The sequence below is a fragment of the Psychrobacter sp. ASPA161_9 genome, from assembly GCF_051970275.1.
Taxonomy (GTDB): Bacteria; Pseudomonadota; Gammaproteobacteria; order Pseudomonadales; family Moraxellaceae; genus Psychrobacter.
This window is the reverse complement of record NZ_JBEFNI010000001.1, coordinates 52,168-69,433: the sequence shown is the minus strand read 5'-3', so window position 1 is coordinate 69,433 and position 17,266 is coordinate 52,168. Positions and strand designations below refer to the sequence as shown.

14 protein-coding genes are annotated in these 17,266 nt (G+C 43.9%); 10 read left to right on the top strand and 4 right to left on the bottom strand.

Annotation, left to right across the window (positions count from 1 at the left end; translation table 11 throughout):
* Positions 1-59 precede the first annotated feature (59 nt).
* The 10 genes from dapA (at position 60) to ACTQ9S_RS00255 (ending at position 12,444) form a co-directional block, all read left to right on the top strand.
* Positions 60-926 carry a 4-hydroxy-tetrahydrodipicolinate synthase gene (gene dapA / locus ACTQ9S_RS00300; protein ID WP_440453172.1) on the top strand — a complete coding sequence of 289 codons (867 nt, stop codon included), beginning with the start codon at positions 60-62 and terminating at the stop codon, positions 924-926.
* Positions 927-1,037: 111 nt separating this feature from the next.
* Positions 1,038-2,534 (top strand): aldehyde dehydrogenase, encoded by a 1,497-nt coding sequence (locus ACTQ9S_RS00295; protein ID WP_440453170.1) that lies wholly within the window; start codon positions 1,038-1,040, stop codon positions 2,532-2,534.
* An 89-nt stretch (positions 2,535-2,623) separates the two neighbouring features.
* Positions 2,624-4,072 (top strand): alanine/glycine:cation symporter family protein, encoded by a 1,449-nt coding sequence (locus ACTQ9S_RS00290; protein WP_068035682.1) that lies wholly within the window; start codon positions 2,624-2,626, stop codon positions 4,070-4,072.
* Between the two features lie 306 nt (positions 4,073-4,378).
* Positions 4,379-8,092, top strand: a complete 3,714-nt coding sequence (gene dnaE / locus ACTQ9S_RS00285; protein ID WP_350656308.1) for a DNA polymerase III subunit alpha — start codon at positions 4,379-4,381, stop codon at positions 8,090-8,092.
* A gap of 55 nt (positions 8,093-8,147) precedes the next feature.
* On the top strand, positions 8,148-8,546 hold the full coding sequence (locus ACTQ9S_RS00280) for an Hpt domain-containing protein (protein WP_082787190.1): 399 nt from the start codon (positions 8,148-8,150) through the stop codon (positions 8,544-8,546).
* Entirely contained in the window at positions 8,546-9,418 is an 873-nt protein-coding gene (locus tag ACTQ9S_RS00275; RefSeq protein ID WP_350656307.1) for an RNA methyltransferase, read from the top strand. The genes ACTQ9S_RS00280 and ACTQ9S_RS00275 overlap by 1 nt, the downstream gene beginning before the upstream one ends.
* A gap of 101 nt (positions 9,419-9,519) precedes the next feature.
* Positions 9,520-9,963 carry a YtoQ family protein gene (locus ACTQ9S_RS00270; RefSeq protein WP_350656306.1) on the top strand — a complete coding sequence of 148 codons (444 nt, stop codon included), beginning with the start codon at positions 9,520-9,522 and terminating at the stop codon, positions 9,961-9,963.
* Positions 9,964-10,113: 150 nt separating this feature from the next.
* Entirely contained in the window at positions 10,114-11,010 is an 897-nt protein-coding gene (gene cysE, locus ACTQ9S_RS00265) for a serine O-acetyltransferase (RefSeq protein ID WP_350656305.1), read from the top strand.
* Positions 11,011-11,063: 53 nt separating this feature from the next.
* Complete coding sequence (locus tag ACTQ9S_RS00260; protein WP_068035672.1) at positions 11,064-11,510, top strand: PACE efflux transporter; 447 nt, start codon at positions 11,064-11,066, stop codon at positions 11,508-11,510.
* A 199-nt stretch (positions 11,511-11,709) separates the two neighbouring features.
* Positions 11,710-12,444 (top strand): glucose 1-dehydrogenase, encoded by a 735-nt coding sequence (locus ACTQ9S_RS00255; RefSeq protein WP_350656303.1) that lies wholly within the window; start codon positions 11,710-11,712, stop codon positions 12,442-12,444.
* Positions 12,445-12,573: 129 nt separating this feature from the next.
* Here ACTQ9S_RS00255 and ACTQ9S_RS00250 read toward each other — a convergent pair whose 3' ends face one another.
* The 4 genes from ACTQ9S_RS00250 to ACTQ9S_RS00235 all read right to left on the bottom strand — a co-directional run bounded on the left by ACTQ9S_RS00250 (position 12,574) and on the right by ACTQ9S_RS00235 (position 17,203).
* A complete protein-coding gene (locus ACTQ9S_RS00250) occupies positions 12,574-13,125 on the bottom strand; it encodes a 2-amino-4-hydroxy-6-hydroxymethyldihydropteridine diphosphokinase (protein ID WP_350656302.1) in 552 nt (183 codons plus the stop codon).
* Positions 13,115-13,525: a dihydroneopterin aldolase gene (folB, locus tag ACTQ9S_RS00245; protein ID WP_440453169.1), complete on the bottom strand. Its 411-nt coding sequence runs from the start codon at positions 13,523-13,525 to the stop codon at positions 13,115-13,117. Before folB ends, ACTQ9S_RS00250 begins: the two co-directional genes overlap by 11 nt.
* 64 nt (positions 13,526-13,589) lie before the next feature.
* Entirely contained in the window at positions 13,590-14,552 is a 963-nt protein-coding gene (gene rarD / locus ACTQ9S_RS00240) for an EamA family transporter RarD (protein ID WP_440453167.1), read from the bottom strand.
* A gap of 308 nt (positions 14,553-14,860) precedes the next feature.
* A complete protein-coding gene (locus ACTQ9S_RS00235) occupies positions 14,861-17,203 on the bottom strand; it encodes a bifunctional prephenate dehydrogenase/3-phosphoshikimate 1-carboxyvinyltransferase (RefSeq protein ID WP_068035661.1) in 2,343 nt (780 codons plus the stop codon).
* Between the last annotated feature and the right edge of the window lie 63 nt (positions 17,204-17,266).

Below are 17,266 nucleotides of genomic sequence, written 5' to 3'. Positions count from 1 at the left end.
ATCATTGAATCATTAACCATTAAATCACCAACAATATCAACACCAATAAGGATAGTCTCATGAATATAAATGGAATTTTAGTCCCAATCGTCACCCCTTTTGATAATAACGGCGACGTTGATGCGCAAAAATTAGCGATACTGGTCGAAGCCTTTATTGAAAAAGGCGTAGCCGGTATCGTTGCTTGTGGTACTACAGGTGAATACTATACATTTTCGGCAGACGAGCGCGAGCTGGTGTTGACCACTATCGCCGAAGCCGCAAAGGATAAAGTCACCTTAATCGCTGGTATCAATAGTTTATCGACTGACCACTCTATTGAGCTTGCCGCACAAGCCAAAGCACTAGGTTATGACGGCCTTATGCTATCTGCCACCCCTTATAGCTTACCTGAGCAAGATGGCATCATTGCTCACTTCGAAAAAGTCGCGGATGCCAGTGAGCTGCCGATTATTATGTACAACTTCCCAGATCGTGTCGGCGTTGCCATTGAATTTGATACTGTTGCTCATCTAGCTAAGCACCCTAACATCGTCGGCGTAAAAGAAAGTAGCGGCGACTTTAGTCATGCGCTACGCATGCTGCAAGCTAATTTTGATGACTTTGATGTGGTTTGTGGCTGTGATGATCAGCCCGTTGATTTCTTCTTTTGGGGTGCAAAAAGCTGGATTGCGGGCGCAGCGAACGTGTTCCCAGCAGAGCAAGTTGCATTATTTAACGCCACCCAGCAAGGCGACTGGGATAAAGCCAAGCAAATTATGAGCGAGATTTATCCTGCTATTCATTCTATGGAATCTGGCAACTACAACCAAAAGGCCAAAGCGGGCTGCTTAAACGGCACCATGGATGTCGGTTCAGTGCGCGTGCCATTAACTGACATGCCAGAAGACGAAAAAGCAGAGTTTTTAGCCCTACTGTCTAAATAGCACTCAGCTCAGCTTAGTAAAAACAAAGTTAAGGATAACCAACGCTAAATTTGATGCCGTATTCAAAATTCGAATCGATGGCATCAAACTTAGCAGACAAGGATTAGAAAAATGAGCACTAAAAAACAAGCTACTAAAGAGCAAGTATTTGAGAAAGCAAAACAGCAACAGCTGTGGGCTGGACATTTAATAGCGGCTGATAATTTATCAGAAGCGACTTTAGACAATTACACGCCTATTGATAATAGTGTTATCGGTCAGATTGCCTCGGGTACTAGCGATGATGTCGATACTGCCGTGCAAATCGCCCGCGATAGTTTTGAAAGTGGTGAATGGCGTCGTCTGGCTCCAGCTGAGCGTAAGGCTGTTATGCAGCGCTGGTGTGCACTAATGCATGAGCATTTCGAAGAGCTGGCAGCATTAGATTGTGTGGATGCGGGCAAGCCGATTACCGAATGCTTAAACACTGACATGCCAGCGACTATTGAGACTTTTGAATGGTATGCCGAAGCAGCTGATAAGGTATTTGGTAAAGTCGCGCCGACAGGTAACGCAGCTTTAGGACTTATTGTGCAAGAGCCAATTGGTGTCGTTGGTGCGGTATTACCTTGGAACTTTCCAGCCCAAATGTACGCTTGGAAAGTCGCCCCTGCTCTTATTATGGGCAACTCCGTCATTGTTAAACCCGCTGAGCTGACCTCTTTATCTGCCTACCGTTTAACCGAGCTTGCCTATGAAGCTGGCGTGCCCAGAGAAGCGCTGCAAATGGTCTGCGGTCTTGGTGAAAATGTCGGTGCAGCACTTGGTCAACATATGGATGTCGATATGGTGTCGTTCACCGGCTCAACAGAGGTCGGACGTCTGTTCTTACAATACTCGGCCCAAAGCAATCTAAAAGAGATCGTCTTAGAATGCGGTGGTAAAAGCCCACAAATAGTCTTTGATGATGCCGTACTTGATGACGCCGCTATTAACGATATCTTATCGGCCGCGTTTTGGAATATGAGTGAAAACTGTAGTTGCGGCTCACGCTTATTAGTCCACAGCAGTCAAAAACAAGCGTTACTTGAGCAACTAAAAAATGGTCTGAAAGGTTGGAAGGTCGGATCACCTTATGACTCTGATACCGCCATTGGTCCTATGATAGAAAAAGCACATTTTGACAAGGTTTCGCATTATTTACGGACCGCAAAAGATGAAGGCGCAACGATCATTGCAGGTGGCAACATTCGTGAAGATTTAGGTAGCGGCTGGTATATTGAACCCACTATTTTTGATGATGTTACAGCCGATATGACTTTGTTCAAGGAAGAAGTCTTTGGTCCTTTGCTGGCGGTGACAAGCTTTGAGACGGAAGAAGAAGCCATCAAATTAGCCAATGAAACCAACTATGGGCTCGCCGCTTCTTTTTATACACAGAACATCAAGCGCGCTTATCGTGTGGCATCGTCCATCAAAGCGGGTACGGTTTCAATCAATGGTTTTTCAGAAGGTGATATCACGACGCCATTTGGTGGCTATAAACAATCAGGGTTTGGCGGTCGTGACAATGGTTTAGAAGCCTTATCACAATATGCACAGACTAAGACTATTTGGCTGGTTAATTAACAAGCGTGTTCAATCAGTACAGTCATAAATTAAAACAATAGCTTAAATGATTTAAGCCTTTAGTCACATACTTACAGGGAAGTAAGGCCATGGAAGCGATTATTAATACCATCGTCGGCTATATATGGAGCGATGCGTTAGTTTATTTAGCACTCGGTGTCGGCATTTATTTTACCGTGATGACTCGCGGTGTCCAGTTTCGCTATCTCAAAGAGATGGTTAGGCTGTTGTTTGACAAGCAAACATCAACCCAAGGTATTAGCTCATTCCAAGCCTTTAGTATGGCCTTATCAGGCCGAATCGGCGTCGGTAACATTGCAGGGGTTGCCACCGCAATCGCAGCTGGTGGACCTGGCGCAGTATTTTGGATGATAGTCATGGGTCTGCTTGGCGGTGCCAGTGCCTTTATCGAGTCAACACTTGCACAGGTATATAAGCATACCGTTGATGACCAGTATCGTGGCGGCTCACCCTTTTATATCGAGCGTGGGCTCAAAATGAAGCCTTTTGCCATTGTCGTTGCGGCTGTTACCTGCCTATCATATGGTGTTTTGGTGCCTGGCGTACAGGCCAACACCATCGCTGATTCTTTTAATACTGCTTTTAATATCCCACCTGTTGCAACTGGTTTCATTATCGTTGCGCTGTTAGCATTTATCATATTTGGTGGCATAAAACGTATTGCAAGCTTCGCTGGCAAGGTCGTGCCTATTATGGCGATCGGCTATGTTTTGATGATGATCATCGTCTTAGTGTTTAACGCCTCAAACCTACCAGCCATGTTCGCGCTTATCTTCAAAAGTGCGTTTGGTATGGATGCCGTCTTTGGCGGTATTGTCGGTCTAGCAATCTCTTGGGGTGTGCGCCGTGCTGTATTCTCAAACGTTGCTGGTGCAGGCGAAGCCACTTTCAGTTCAGCGGCAGCAGAAGTCTCACATCCTGCCAAGCAAGGTTTAGTGCAAAGTTTCTCTATCTACATTGACACTGTGCTCGTCTGTACCGCAACAGCCCTAATGATTTTATCGACAGGCATGTACAACGTCATTCCCGCAGAAGGCTTGGTGCTGGTTGAAAACATGCCAGGCATTGCAGCTGGAACGGCGTTTACCCAAGCAGCAGTCTCAACGGTATTTAGCCAATATGGTAGTGGCTTCGTCGCTATTGCCATCTTCTTATTTGCCTTTACCTGCTTGATTGCTTATTACTATATCGCTGAAACAACGATGGTATATCTAGACAGCAAGATGCGCTATCCTATCTTAAAACCATTACTAAAAATTGTATTTTTAATCGTCTGCTTTAGCGGTAGTATACAGTCAGTAGGTATGATGTGGGCGCTAGGCGATATTGGTTTCGGCAGTATGTGTTACCTTAACTTCATCGCCATCGTCTTACTCAGCAAAACGGCGCTAAAAGTGTTAAAAGACTACGATGAACAAATGAAGCTGGGACTTGATCCTGTCTTTGACCCTAGAAAAGCAGGCGTTGAAAATGCAGACTTCTGGATAGAGTATAGTGATAAACATGATAAGCGTTAAATATTAGCTAAATAATCGTAAATCTTTCGCCTATCAGAGCCTTCTACATCATTATGATATAGAAGGCTTTTTTCTATAATCAAACCCATTACCAAAAATCATCCATTCAATTTCATACCCCTGAATCGGTGGCTGTACGTACCAAATAATGCTATTATTAGCAGCTAAATTTAAAAGGAATAAATATGGCTATCGACGTCTTACTTACTTCCAATTAATTCTAAAATACCAATTAAAACATTGATAATAATAAATTTATTTTCTTAATAATCTATTTCCTTTTGATCGTATCAGTAAGAGTCCTCTATGGCATTTGTACACCTTGGTATTCACAGCGAATATTCGATCACCGATTCTATCGTGCGCATCAAGCCGCTTATCAAAGCGGCGGCGGCGGATAATCAACGCGCGCTGGCGTTAACTGATCTATCCAACCTTTATGCCACGGTGAAGTTCTATCGTGCCTGCCTTGGCGCTGGCATTAAGCCGATTATCGGTAGCGAAGTCATCATGGAGAATGAAGACACGCGGCTAACCCTGCTAGCGATGAATAACGAGGGTTATCAAAACATTACCCGTATCGTATCGCTTGGGTTCACTGAAGGGCGCGCTGACGCTGCAAATCATGGTGTGCCTGTCATTAAACGCAGCCATATTTTAGAGCACGCAGCAGGTGTTATCGTTCTCTTCACCGAAAAGTCAGATGTCGGTCAAGCGCTAGTCGGCTCTATGCCAGAAAAAGCTGATGAGCTGCTGACAGAATGGCAAGCACAGTTTGATGATCGTTTATACTTTGCCATCAAGCGTACCAATCGCTCAGGGGAAGATGCCTTCATTCAGGCTGCTATCCACTCAGGTGCCAAACACAATATTCCTATTATTGCTCATAACGATGTGCGCTTCTTAGAGCAAGACGATTTTGATGCTCATGAAGCGCGCGTTTGTATCGCAGGCTCCTACGTGCTCGCTGACCTCAATCGTCCGCAAACTTATTCAGATGAGCAATATCTTAAGACCCAAGCGCAGATGGAGCATTTATTTGCTGATCTTCCGCAGGTGATTGACAATACTTTGCGTTTGGCAACTCGCTGTAATGTGACCTTGACCCTTGGTATTAACGTCCTGCCCGATTTTCCTGTGCCTGAAGGCGAGACGATTGAATCGTTTTTCCGCGCGGAGTCAATACGGGGTCTTAATAATCGATTGGATAAACTATTTCCGATTGAGGAACGCGGTGACAATTGGCAGGATATTCGCCAAAAATATGATGAACGCTTAGAGTATGAGCTCGAAGTTATCTTATCAATGGGCTTTCCCGGTTACTTTTTAATCGTTATGGACTTTATCCGCTGGGCAAAAGCCAATGGCGTACCGGTAGGACCGGGTCGTGGTTCTGGTGCTGGCTCGTTAGTCGCCTATGCGTTAAACATTACCGACCTCGACCCTATCCATTACGATCTATTATTCGAGCGCTTCTTGAACCCTGAACGTGTCTCAATGCCCGATTTCGATATTGACTTTTGTATTGAAGGTCGTGACCGCGTTATTGATTATGTTGCGCAAACTTATGGTCGTGAAGCGGTCTCGCAGATTATCACCTTTGGTACCATGGCGGCAAAAGCGGTGGTACGAGATGTGGCGCGGGTACAAAGTAAGTCTTACTTTCTTGCCAGCAAACTATCCAAACTTATCCCGAAAACTCCGGGTATCACGCTCAGTCAAGCGCTCGAGCAAGAGCCGCAGCTTAAAGACTTAATCTCCAACCCTGACAATATGGATTATGAAGATGCCATTGAGATTTGGGAGATGGCAATTAAGCTTGAAGGCGTCTGCCGAAACGTCGGTAAACATGCCGGTGGCGTCCTAATTGCCCCGCATAAAATTACCGATTTTAGCGCCATTTATTGTGATGACGATGGTCACCGTGTCAGTCAGTTTGATAAAGATGATGTCGAAGCGGTTGGTCTGGTGAAGTTTGACTTTTTGGGTCTACGTAACTTAACCGTCATTAATGCTGCGGTAGAAAACATCAACTTGCGCCGTGCTAAAGAAGGCAAAGAAGCGTTGGTGTTAGAAGACTTGCCATTAGATGACAAAAAAGCCTACAAGCTCTTGCAAGATGCCAAGACCACTGCCGTCTTTCAGCTTGAAAGTATGGGTATGAAAAAGTATTTGGCGAAATTACAACCGACCAACATTGAAGACGTCATCGCCATGTGTGCGCTGTATCGTCCGGGTCCGCTCGATGCTGGCATGGTAGAGATGTATATCGACCGTAAGCATGGTCGTGAGGAAGTCATTTATGACCATCCTAATCTTGAGCCGATTTTAGAAAACACCAACGGCGTTATTGTCTATCAAGAACAGGTGATGCAAATCTCGCAGGTGATGGCAGGCTATAGCTTGGGCGGTGCGGATATGTTACGCCGTGCGATGGGTAAAAAGAAACCTGAAGAGATGGCTAAACAGCGCGATATTTTTGTCACTGGCGCCACGGCGCAAGGTATCGATGAAGTCACCTCGGGTGGCGTCTTTGATCTGATGGAGAAATTCGCTGGTTACGGTTTTAACCGCTCGCATTCTGCCGCATATGGGGTATTAGCTTATCAGACGGCTTATCTAAAACAGTACTACCCTGCTGAGTTTATGGCAGCAGTACTAACTTCCGATATGAACAACACCGACAACGTCGTGTTCTTTATTAATGATTGCCGTGAAAACTTTGAGTTAACCGTGGTCAATCCATCAGTTAACCGTAGTGAATGGCATTTCGTCGCCGATACCCCGACCAATATTATTTATGGCTTGGGTGCGATTAAAGGCGTTGGTGAAGGTGCAGTTGAGTCTATCGTTGATGCGCGTCGCCGTGAAGGTCCGTTTAAAGATTTATATGACTTCTGCCGCCGCGTCGATATCAAAAAAGTTAATAAACGTACCCTTGAAGCATTAGTCAGTGCCGGCTGTTTTGATGACTTTGCGGCTACCCTACGTCCTGACTTGCCAGCCGATGAAGCTTACGAGATTCGCGGTGCGTTAATGAGTCAATTACCAAGCGCAGTACAAGCCGCTGAACAAGACCGTCAAAACCGCGAGATTGGTATGATGGACTTATTTGGTGAAATGGATGGTGTGGTTGCTGCACCGCCATTGGTCATGACCCCAGAATTAATTTGGGGTGATAAGCACCGTTTAAAAGCGGAGAAAAACACCTTAGGACTGTATTTAACTGGCCATCCAATCAATGAATACTTAGATGAGATCAAACGCTATACCTCAGGCGCACGTCTCGATAAGCTAACGGACACTGGCTATAACGGCAGTTGCTATTTTGCCGGATTAATTATTGATATCGCCAATTTTGGTAATCGTAATGTGATTATCTTAGATGACGGAACCTCAAGACTGGAAGTTAGCTGCTATGCTGAACGTTTTAACCGCGTTAAAGAACAGTTAAAGGTGGATGAAGTGGTCATCATCAAAGGCAGCATTCGTGAGCGCGATGGTCGTCTATTTGCCCGCCTTGATAATGCAATGAGTATGGTTGATGCGCGCTTGCGTTGGCTGAAAAAAATCAGTATCAAAGTCCACGGCAGTGATATTAATCTGCTGACACGCTTGCAACCACTTCTTAAATCGGCGCAAGCGGGTATCATACCTGCGCCACGCTTAGCTTATAACAATGATCAGGACGAACAAGACGGCAATAGTAACAGTGCCGTTTACGACCCTGCAATGGGTGGCAGTTTGTACGATGAAGACGGCAATGACTTATTGGTGCTAGAGAATGATATGAATCAGGATGTGCTTAATAATGGCAGCAGCTATGTCAATAACGCTCTGAGTAATACTGATGCCTCAATCAATGATAACTGTCTACCGCTTGGTCTGAGTATTTACGAAGAGTATGGCATTGCTAATGTGGGGCTATCGGAGCATTGGCGTGTCTATCCTAACGATGATAATTTACAGCAGCTAAAAAGCATGATTAACGAAGAAAATATATATTTTCATTATAGTTAGTACTATAAATATAACAAATTAAAACCCCCACTCTGACCTTACTGGATATGGAATTATGACCGGAGCTGATGTTAAAAACAATATTATGAACAATGACTTAGATAATAGTTTAGACAATGACATTATTAATCATGAGCAATTTGAAGATATGCGTGATCTGTTTGAAGAAGATTTTGCAGAGTTGATACAGACTTATATTACTGACAGTCAGCAGCGTATTGTAACCCTACGTGCGACACAAGCAGCCGATGATAATGCTAACGGTTTTGAAGCCGCTCATGCTCTTAAAGGTGCTAGTGCGAATATAGGTGCGACTCAATTGGTAGCGCTCAGTGATCAGTTGCAAGAATACTGCCGCGAGCGAAAGATTAACCAGCAAGCAGCTCTTATAGAAAATATATCATTGGCATTGCAGCACGCTGAACAAGAGATTAATAAAAGAATGAGTTACTAATGAGCACTTCTTCCTTACCAGCATCGCCTACCCCATCAATATCTACTGTTGCCGATTACCTGTCTTGCTTGCAAGTTGTTATGGTCAATACCACCTTACCTGCTAATATTGGTTCAGCCGCACGCGCGATGCATACCATGGGATTATCTCGTTTGACAGTCGTTGATCCTAAGCTACCGATTGATGAAACCAGCGTCTCTCATGCAGCAGGCGGTAGTGAGCTGCTATCATCAGCTTTGATAGCGCCAACGCTAGAGTCTGCGATAGCAGATTGTCAGCTGGTCTTTGCCGCCAGTAGTCGCAGTCGTCATTTGCCGCGCCCTGTAGTAACGCCCACGCAAGCCGCCAAAATTATGTTCGATTTTATCGATAAGCAGTCCACTTTTTCTACTGATAAACCTAATATCGCCGTTTTGTTTGGTCGTGAAGATCGCGGTCTAACCAACGAAGAATTGGCTTATGCAGATTACCATGTTCAGATTGACGCCAATCCTGCTTATCCAGTGCTTAATGTGGCATCAGCTGTCCAAGTGATTGCCAGCTTTATCTTTGCTTATGCACAAACACATATTAAAACTGATAGCGAAGCCGATTATGATAAATTAGATGTGACTGATAGTCTAGAGACGATAGGACAACCTATGCTCAATACTTATACGCGCCAGCAATGGGATGAGCCAGCGATTACCCAGCAGCAATTGCAGCAGCTTACTGAGCGTACCACCGCACTAATGGTTCAACGCAAATTGGCTGACAGTGAAAACTTAAAATCATTACCCTCGCGCTTGTCTCGACTTGGCTCACGTATCCAGCTCGATCAAAAAGAATATCAACTACTAAGCGCGTTAATTGCCAAACTTGCAAAAGACTAAATCTTCTAAGGCGCAAAGTTTGGGGCATTAAGTTTTTCGGAATTAGCAGCAGTAGTACTTTTTTGCAAGTCATATGGATTAATAATAAAGAGGAATTAATAATGAATTGGAATGTTTATTTGTCCGGAGAAATACACACCGACTGGCGACAGAAAATCATGCAAGGCGTGAAAGACCACGGTCTTGCTATTACCTTTACATCAGCAGTGACTGAGCATGAAGCCAGCGACGCAGCCGGTGATGTGCTTGGTAAAGAGGAAAATGGATTCTGGCGCGATCATAAGTCATCAAAGGTTAATGCGATTCGCACCAAAAACATGATCCAAAAATGCGACATTGCTATCATTCGCTTTGGCGATAAATATAAGCAGTGGAACGCAGCATTCGATGCTGGCTACTGTGCCGCACTGGGTAAGCCTTATATTACATTACACGCTGAGGATATTATTCATCCATTAAAAGAGGTTGATGCAGCGGCCATGGCATGGGCGCAAACGCCTGAGCAAGTTGTCGAGCTGTTAAAATACGTCATCAGTGGCAGCTAAATGATAAAAGATTGCCTGTAAACAAAGTCCCACTGGTTTATATTTTGTTTACGGACAATCTGTTTTTACTTACGACTCATCGCTATGTTTTGTGCTGCGAAAATGCTATAACTAAAGAGATTGTAATCAAAAAATACGATAGGATGATTTATGTCATTGCCAACCGCCTTATTCAAATCGCTCACCAGCATCAAACAAGACCTAAAAGAAGATATTGATGCGGTGTTCAATCGTGACCCTGCTGCTCGCAACAGTCTGGAAGTTATCTTAACCTACCCTGGCATTCATGCGCTTATTTTGCATCGCGGTGCGCATTGTCTATGGCAAAACGAGCAGAAACTGGCTGCACGCGTGATATCTTATGGCTCTCGTATTATCACTGGTATTGAGATTCATCCTGCCGCCAAAATTGGTAAGCGCTTCTTTATTGATCATGGTGTTGGTGTTGTCATCGGTGAGACTGCTGAGATTGGCAATGATGTCACTTTATATCATGGCGTCACCCTTGGCGGCGTATCATGGAATAATGGTAAGCGCCATCCAACTTTAGAAGATGGTGTCATTGTTGGTGCTGGAGCAAAAGTTTTGGGGCCATTCACGGTTGGCAAGAATGCCAAAATTGGCTCTAATGCAGTGGTAGTCAAGGCAGTTCCAGCAGGCGCAACAATGGTTGGTAGCGCAGCTCGCATGATTTCAGAACATCATGATGAAAAAGGCAATCCAATCACCACCAAAGTAGACGATGCAAAACAGCAGGAAAAAGCGGCACAAGCAGCTCAACCTAAAACCACTACGCAAAGTACAGCGCGCGCAACTGCCTTCCAAGCTTATGGTATCGACCCTTCCTCACAAGATCCAGTCGCTGAAGCTTTCGCTAAAATGCTCGATCATATCCAGCAGTCGGAAAGACGTTTAGATCAGCTGCAAGAAGCGATGTGCAAAATTGATCCTGATTTCTGTCAAAAAGAATATGACAAACTATGTCTAGAAGATCTAGATGTCATTGATAGAGAAGACGTGGATGAGGCAGGAGATAAGCAGCAGTAGTTGATAGCCTTCTATCAAACCTCAAAGCTTAAAAAAGCACACTGGAGTTTGAATTGATTACATTAGGTCCTATCAAACGCCGTGTGCTGTATGTCACACTTTTTGAGATATTTGCTGTCATGTTGACAACATTTATCTTAGTCGTATTAAGCGGTAGTGATACAAAGCAGTCATTGATACTCGCTGTTATCATAGCCATTACCGCTGTTGTTTGGAATTTCATTTACAACACTCTATTTGAATATTGGGAACGACGCAATCAAATCAAAGCTCGTACTTTTAAGATACGCAGTGTCCATGCAATATTCTTTGAAGGAGGGCTTACTTTAGTCTGTTTACCGCTTTATATGTTTTGGTATGGTGTTGGCATATGGACCGCTCTTACCATGGAAATCTCTCTTACTATGTCTTTCTTAGTATATACTTTTGTTTTCACTTTACTTTTTGACAAGGTATTCACGCTTCCCTATCAAGCTATAGCTGCAGAAAAATCCGCTTAACGCAGATGTAGTGCTAACGATCTTTACATCTATTATTTATACTGTTACTGCCAACCCTCAATTTCAAACCTTTCAAAAAAATTTAATAATTTTACTTATTTGAGACAACTCTTTAAGGTTTACTAACGAAGATTAAATCACTATGTTTTATACTTGCTGACTACTTCACTGACTTTTATTTAACCAATTAGGAGACATAATGGCTCGTTTACAAGATAAAGTTATCATCATCACTGGTGCTGCTCAAGGTATGGGCGAGACTCATGCGCGTTTGTGTATGGAAGAAGGTGCTAAGGTTGTATTAACGGACATTAATGTCGAAAAAGGTGAAGCATTGGAAAAAGAGCTTGGGGATAATGCGCTATTCATCAAACATGATGTCACTAATGAAGAGGATTGGGCACAGGTCGTTAATGCGACTCAAGATAAGTTCGGCAAGATTGATGTCTTAGTAAATAATGCGGGTATCACCACTCACAAATCTATCTTGGATACTTCTTTAGACGACTATCGTAAGATTCTAGAAATCAACCAAGTATCGGTCTTTTTAGGCATGAAAGCAGTCATTCCAACGATGAAAGATGCCAAGCAAGGCTCTATTATTAATATCTCATCGATTAACGGTTTGGTTGGTGGCGCTATTGGTTATACTGATTCTAAATTTGCGGTACGTGGTATGACCAAAGCGGCAGCATTAGAGTGCGCACCTCACGGCATTCGCGTTAACTCCATTCACCCAGGCGTTATTGCCACACCGATGATTATGCAAGGCGATACCAAAGACGCCGTAGACGCTTTTGCCAAAACCATTCCGATGAGACGTGTTGCTCAGCCAGAAGAAGTCAGCGGCATGGTACTGTTCTTAGCGTCTGACGACTCTAGTTATTCAACCGGCTCAGAATTTATCGTTGATGGTGGTTTGACGGCGCAGTAGGTTTTGAGAGCTAAACCACTTTAATTTTGTAGGCTGGGCATTTTGCCCAGCTTTTATTTTGAGATGTTTTAAGAAAAACGTCATCCTTCGATAAATCCTTCCTTGCTTTAAACAGCATCTCAGCAGCTTTCAACCTTTTAAAAATCCATTCAAAATCAACTCTTCAACCCCTGCTCTTTCATGTGCCTTAAATGGATATCGATCTGCCATTACTATCCATTGCTCTGGCCATTCAGATGTTATTTTATTGCTTAGGCTATTTTCATTAAGAACCGTTTTTATCAACAGAATATCGATATCCATGCTGACTTGTTTTATCTGATTGGGTGCTGTTGGCTCAGTCAAACGCTGTCTATTACAGTCACATTCAAACTGCTTAAAAACCTGCTGCAGCTGTTGTAAAGTCATTTCAGATTTGAGCGCAAGATAAACACATTGATTGGTATAGTCGGGTTTGGGTTGCTCTTTGGTCGATGTAAAGTCAGGGTTTTGAAACGCAGTAGACAACTGTATGTCGCCTAGCACCGCTAGACTTTGCCGTACATGCGGTAGATAGTACTCAGCTTGATAATTACTACCCAAAGCTAATAGCACCGCCGTCACAGACTGTGCTTGCAACTGTTCAGGCGGGCGCTTTTTTAGTGTTTCAAGATTCAAACCAGTGAGTGCTTTATGCATCATTAGCCTTTTCTTTAATCGGCTGGTCTTCAATGGTTTTTGCATAACGAGTAATTTGCACCCCAACCGCATCAGCCTGCTTAATAGCAGTTGGCTTAGCAATACTTAACGTTATTTTATGACAGTTGTATTTTGCCAGTAGCTTATCAGCAATTTGCCCAGCAAGATGCTCAAGCAACTGCGCCTTAATAGCTTGACACCATTCGCTAACGTCATCGCAGACCGCTTTGTAATTCAGCGCATCATTGACATCGTCTGAAGCAGCAGCACTACTGATATCGGTCTCAAGCGCTATATCAATTAGTAGCGGTTGCGTAATAGCGCGCTCCCACGCGTAGACACCGATTACTGCTTCTACTTTTAAACCCTTTACGAATACCACATCAGATACGGTATGAAACATGCTCTCATCCTTGCTTGCTAGTTTTTTAGTTCAGATTTCTAATTCTAATTTTGCACTCAAGTTTTTATTTAACTTGCTGCAAAGCCTCTTCACGCAAACGTGCTGCTTTTAGCGCTTTACTAGGGCGATAGCGCCATAAGTCAATGCTGAATAATAACAGACCCAGCCAAATCAAGCCAAATACTGCTAAACGCTGTAAATCAAAGGGCTCTTTATAATAGAACACAGCTAGGAGGAAAATAAAAGTTGGCGTTAAATAAGTCATAAAACTTAAAATACTATAAGCAACTAGCTTAGTTGATCTATTAAATAGCAATAGCGGTATCAAAGTAATTGGACCTGCGATCATGAGCAACCAAATACTTGGGGTAAACCAAAAACTCAGCTGGCTACTGACCACATCAGATTGCCAAAACCACCAAACAAAGATGGGTACGAGCATCGTGGTCTCAACGAACATTGCATCAACAGGAGTTAGCGGTGTTTGGCGCTGAATAGTGCCATAAGTACTGAAACTAAATGCAAGAATGAGTGATAGCCATGGCAAGTTACCGAGCATGACCACTTGAATAACCACAGACAACAGAGCAAAACCAATTGCTACCCATTGTAAAGTACGCAGGCGCTCTTTGAACAGAATCATCGACAACGCAACGCCAACTAGCGGGCCAATAAAATACCCTAAACTTGCCTCAAGTATCTGGTCATGATTGACCGCCCATACGTAAGTGAGCCAGTTGGTCGCAATAATAATACCTGACAAAAAGGTTAATGCTATCCACTTTGGGTTTTGCTTTAAGATACCTATCCACTGCCAGCGCTTGGTCACGACCACGACGATTAACAAACAAGCAAACGTCCAAACAATGCGGTGACCGATAATTTCTGTCGCATCATAAGCCACTAATTGTTTGAAATATAAAGGAAATGCACCCCATATACAAAAAGCGATCAGCGCAGTAACGATACCACTTCTCGTAGTTTTAATAGGGACTACTGGTTTTTTGACTTCATTTTGGGTAGTCATAAGGCAAGACAACTTATTAGAGCAAAGCGCGACCTCACCTAGCTTTTATAGACAATAAAAACTTATTGGTAAGAACGCAGGGTTACTACATATAGGATAGAAAGTAAAAAGCAATGCGTTAATACCCATCTAGGTATCAACACATTGCTAACGACAACAGCATTATTAAAATAACTTACAAGGGTTAAAAATATCTTAAATTAACCCTCATTTAGGTTTGTTCTTAGTAGGTTTAATATTTTGCTACATCTAATTAATGTCTAAGTACTTTTGATAATAGCAAAATAAAACCTTAACTTTGGATATGGTTACGCATCGCCGTGATCGACTTGAATAGACATACCAATTTGATTGGCAAGTTCTGCAAATCCTGGGAAACTGGTATTGACCGTCTCGACCCCTTCGATGGTAATTTGCTGAGATGCACGTAGACTAGCAACGGCAAAGCTCATCGCAATACGATGATCATGATGCGAGGTGATATGCCCGCCACCAAATACAGGTTGGTTGTTATTCACTTCACCATTTTGACTTTGAATACCTTGCCCTTCGATGATTAGCCCATCCTCAGTGACAGTACAATCAACACCAAGGGTTTGTAGCCCTTCTGCCATTACTGCAATACGATCAGACTCTTTAACGCGTAATTCTTTCGCACCAGTTAACACCGTACGACCTTGCGCACAGCTGGCAGCAATAAACAATACTGGGAATTCGTCAATCGCTAGTGGCACGAGATACTCTGGAATTTCAATACCCACTAGGTTTGAACTACGAATAGTGATATCGGCCACCGGTTCGCCACCAACGTGAGTTTCATTACTCAAGCTAATATCAGCTTTCATAAGCTTTAAGATATCGATAATACCCGTACGCGTAGGATTAATACCAACTTGCGTTAAGGTCAATTCGCTATCTTGACTGATAGCAGCGGCTACCATAAAGAAGGCCGCAGATGAGATGTCAGCAGGGACAGCGATATCACCGCCTGTAAGCGTGCCACCGCCTTCAACGCTAATGCGATTGCCATCGACGGTCACAGGATAACCAAAGGCTGACAGCATACGCTCGGTATGGTCGCGGCTAACTTCAGGTTGAGTGACGGTCGTTGTACCCTCGCTCCACAATCCTGCTAATAATAAGCAAGACTTTACCTGTGCAGACGCGACTGGCATATCATATTCAATACCTTGAAGCGGCTTACCGACATTATCACGCCCAGTGATACTTAACGGCGCTGTGCCACTATGGCCGGTACTTTGAATAACTGCACCCATCTCTCTAAGTGGTGCTGCGACACGCTCCATTGGGCGCTTATTTAAACTAGTATCGCCGATTAACACACTATCAAACGCTTGCGCGGCTAAAATACCAGACAACAGGCGCATACTGGTGCCTGAGTTGCCCATATAGAGTGGGGTCTTGCTTGGTTTCAAGCCATTCATACCAACGCCATGAATAGTCAATTTACCTTTATCAGGTCCTTCAATGCTTACGCCCATATCACGGAATGCCTGCAAGGTCGCGAGCGCATCTTCCCCTTCCAAGAACCCAGTAACGTTGGTCACCCCTGTTGCAAGGCTACCAAGCATAATACTGCGATGGGAGATAGACTTGTCACCAGGAATAGCAATAGTGCCTGTGACGGTGTTACTAGGAGAGATAAGGTAAGAAGCTGACATAGCAGAGGTATCCGTATAAGGGGTGCTGGCTAACATATGGCCAAAATGTCGCCGTGCGGCTTGCGCGCGGCCCAAAAGTCCCATCAGGGCGGTTGAATCTTTATCAATGATAAGTTGGCGTATGTCCTGTAGATAGACGCTGTACTCATCAAGGGCGCTAACAATCGCGCTTTGATTGGCAAAAAATATATCGTGCCACATTTTAGGATCGCTGGCGGCAATACGGGTAAAGTCGCGAAAGCCACCTGCTGCATAGCGAAACATATCTAAATTATCATCATGACTTGCCAACTGCTCAACAAGGTTAAACGCTAGCAAATGCGGCAAATGACTGGTATGAGCCAATATCGCATCATGATGGTCAGCTGCCATTGCCATGACCGTGGCGCCTACTGCTTCCCATAACTGACGTAGTTTAATAACTGCGACAGGACTCGTCGTTGGTAGCTCGCAAATAATGACGCTATGGTTAATGAATAGTGTGGCGCGGCGAGCATGATACCCTGAATTTTCGGCACCAGCAATCGGATGCGCAGGCACAAGACCTGTAGGCAGTATTGTAAATACAGTTTTAGCCGCCTCAATGATATTGACTTTGGTACTGCAAACATCGGTGATGATGCAATCTGTGGCGAGCTGACCCCTATCCATTGCGTTTTTAATATCAACAAATACCGCTTGTACCGCCTGTACCGGTACGGCAATGACTATCAAATCACTGCCTGACACCACTTCACTTAATACAGTGCCACCCGCATCTAACAAACCATGCTGAATGGCTTCGTCAATACTTGGCAAGTGCCTATCGACAGCAACCAAGCGCTCACTTAAATGATTGTCTTTTATAGCTTGAGCAAGGCTGGCACCGATTAGCCCTAGACCAATCACGCAAACTTGTTTAAATAAGGGCGACTGAGCATTTAAATGCTGTTGTTTGTTATTATTCTGATTATTTTTCTGGCTACTCACGGCTTTTCTCGTTGAACAAACCAATCCATGCACCTACGCAAGTTTAATCATAGGCTTAGATTA

Excerpts from the sequence above, each read along its gene's own strand:
- dapA (WP_440453172.1), top strand. The coding sequence starts at position 60 with ATGAATATAAATGGAATTTTAGTCCCAATCGTCACCCCTTTTGATAAT.
- ACTQ9S_RS00295 (WP_440453170.1), top strand. The coding sequence starts at position 1,038 with ATGAGCACTAAAAAACAAGCTACTAAAGAGCAAGTATTTGAGAAAGCA.
- ACTQ9S_RS00290 (WP_068035682.1), top strand. The coding sequence starts at position 2,624 with ATGGAAGCGATTATTAATACCATCGTCGGCTATATATGGAGCGATGCG.
- dnaE (WP_350656308.1), top strand. The coding sequence starts at position 4,379 with ATGGCATTTGTACACCTTGGTATTCACAGCGAATATTCGATCACCGAT.
- ACTQ9S_RS00280 (WP_082787190.1), top strand. The coding sequence starts at position 8,148 with ATGACCGGAGCTGATGTTAAAAACAATATTATGAACAATGACTTAGAT.
- ACTQ9S_RS00275 (WP_350656307.1), top strand. The coding sequence starts at position 8,546 with ATGAGCACTTCTTCCTTACCAGCATCGCCTACCCCATCAATATCTACT.
- ACTQ9S_RS00270 (WP_350656306.1), top strand. The coding sequence starts at position 9,520 with ATGAATTGGAATGTTTATTTGTCCGGAGAAATACACACCGACTGGCGA.
- cysE (WP_350656305.1), top strand. The coding sequence starts at position 10,114 with ATGTCATTGCCAACCGCCTTATTCAAATCGCTCACCAGCATCAAACAA.
- ACTQ9S_RS00255 (WP_350656303.1), top strand. The coding sequence starts at position 11,710 with ATGGCTCGTTTACAAGATAAAGTTATCATCATCACTGGTGCTGCTCAA.
- ACTQ9S_RS00250 (WP_350656302.1), bottom strand. The coding sequence starts at position 13,125 with ATGATGCATAAAGCACTCACTGGTTTGAATCTTGAAACACTAAAAAAG.
- folB (WP_440453169.1), bottom strand. The coding sequence starts at position 13,525 with ATGTTTCATACCGTATCTGATGTGGTATTCGTAAAGGGTTTAAAAGTA.
- rarD (WP_440453167.1), bottom strand. The coding sequence starts at position 14,552 with ATGACTACCCAAAATGAAGTCAAAAAACCAGTAGTCCCTATTAAAACT.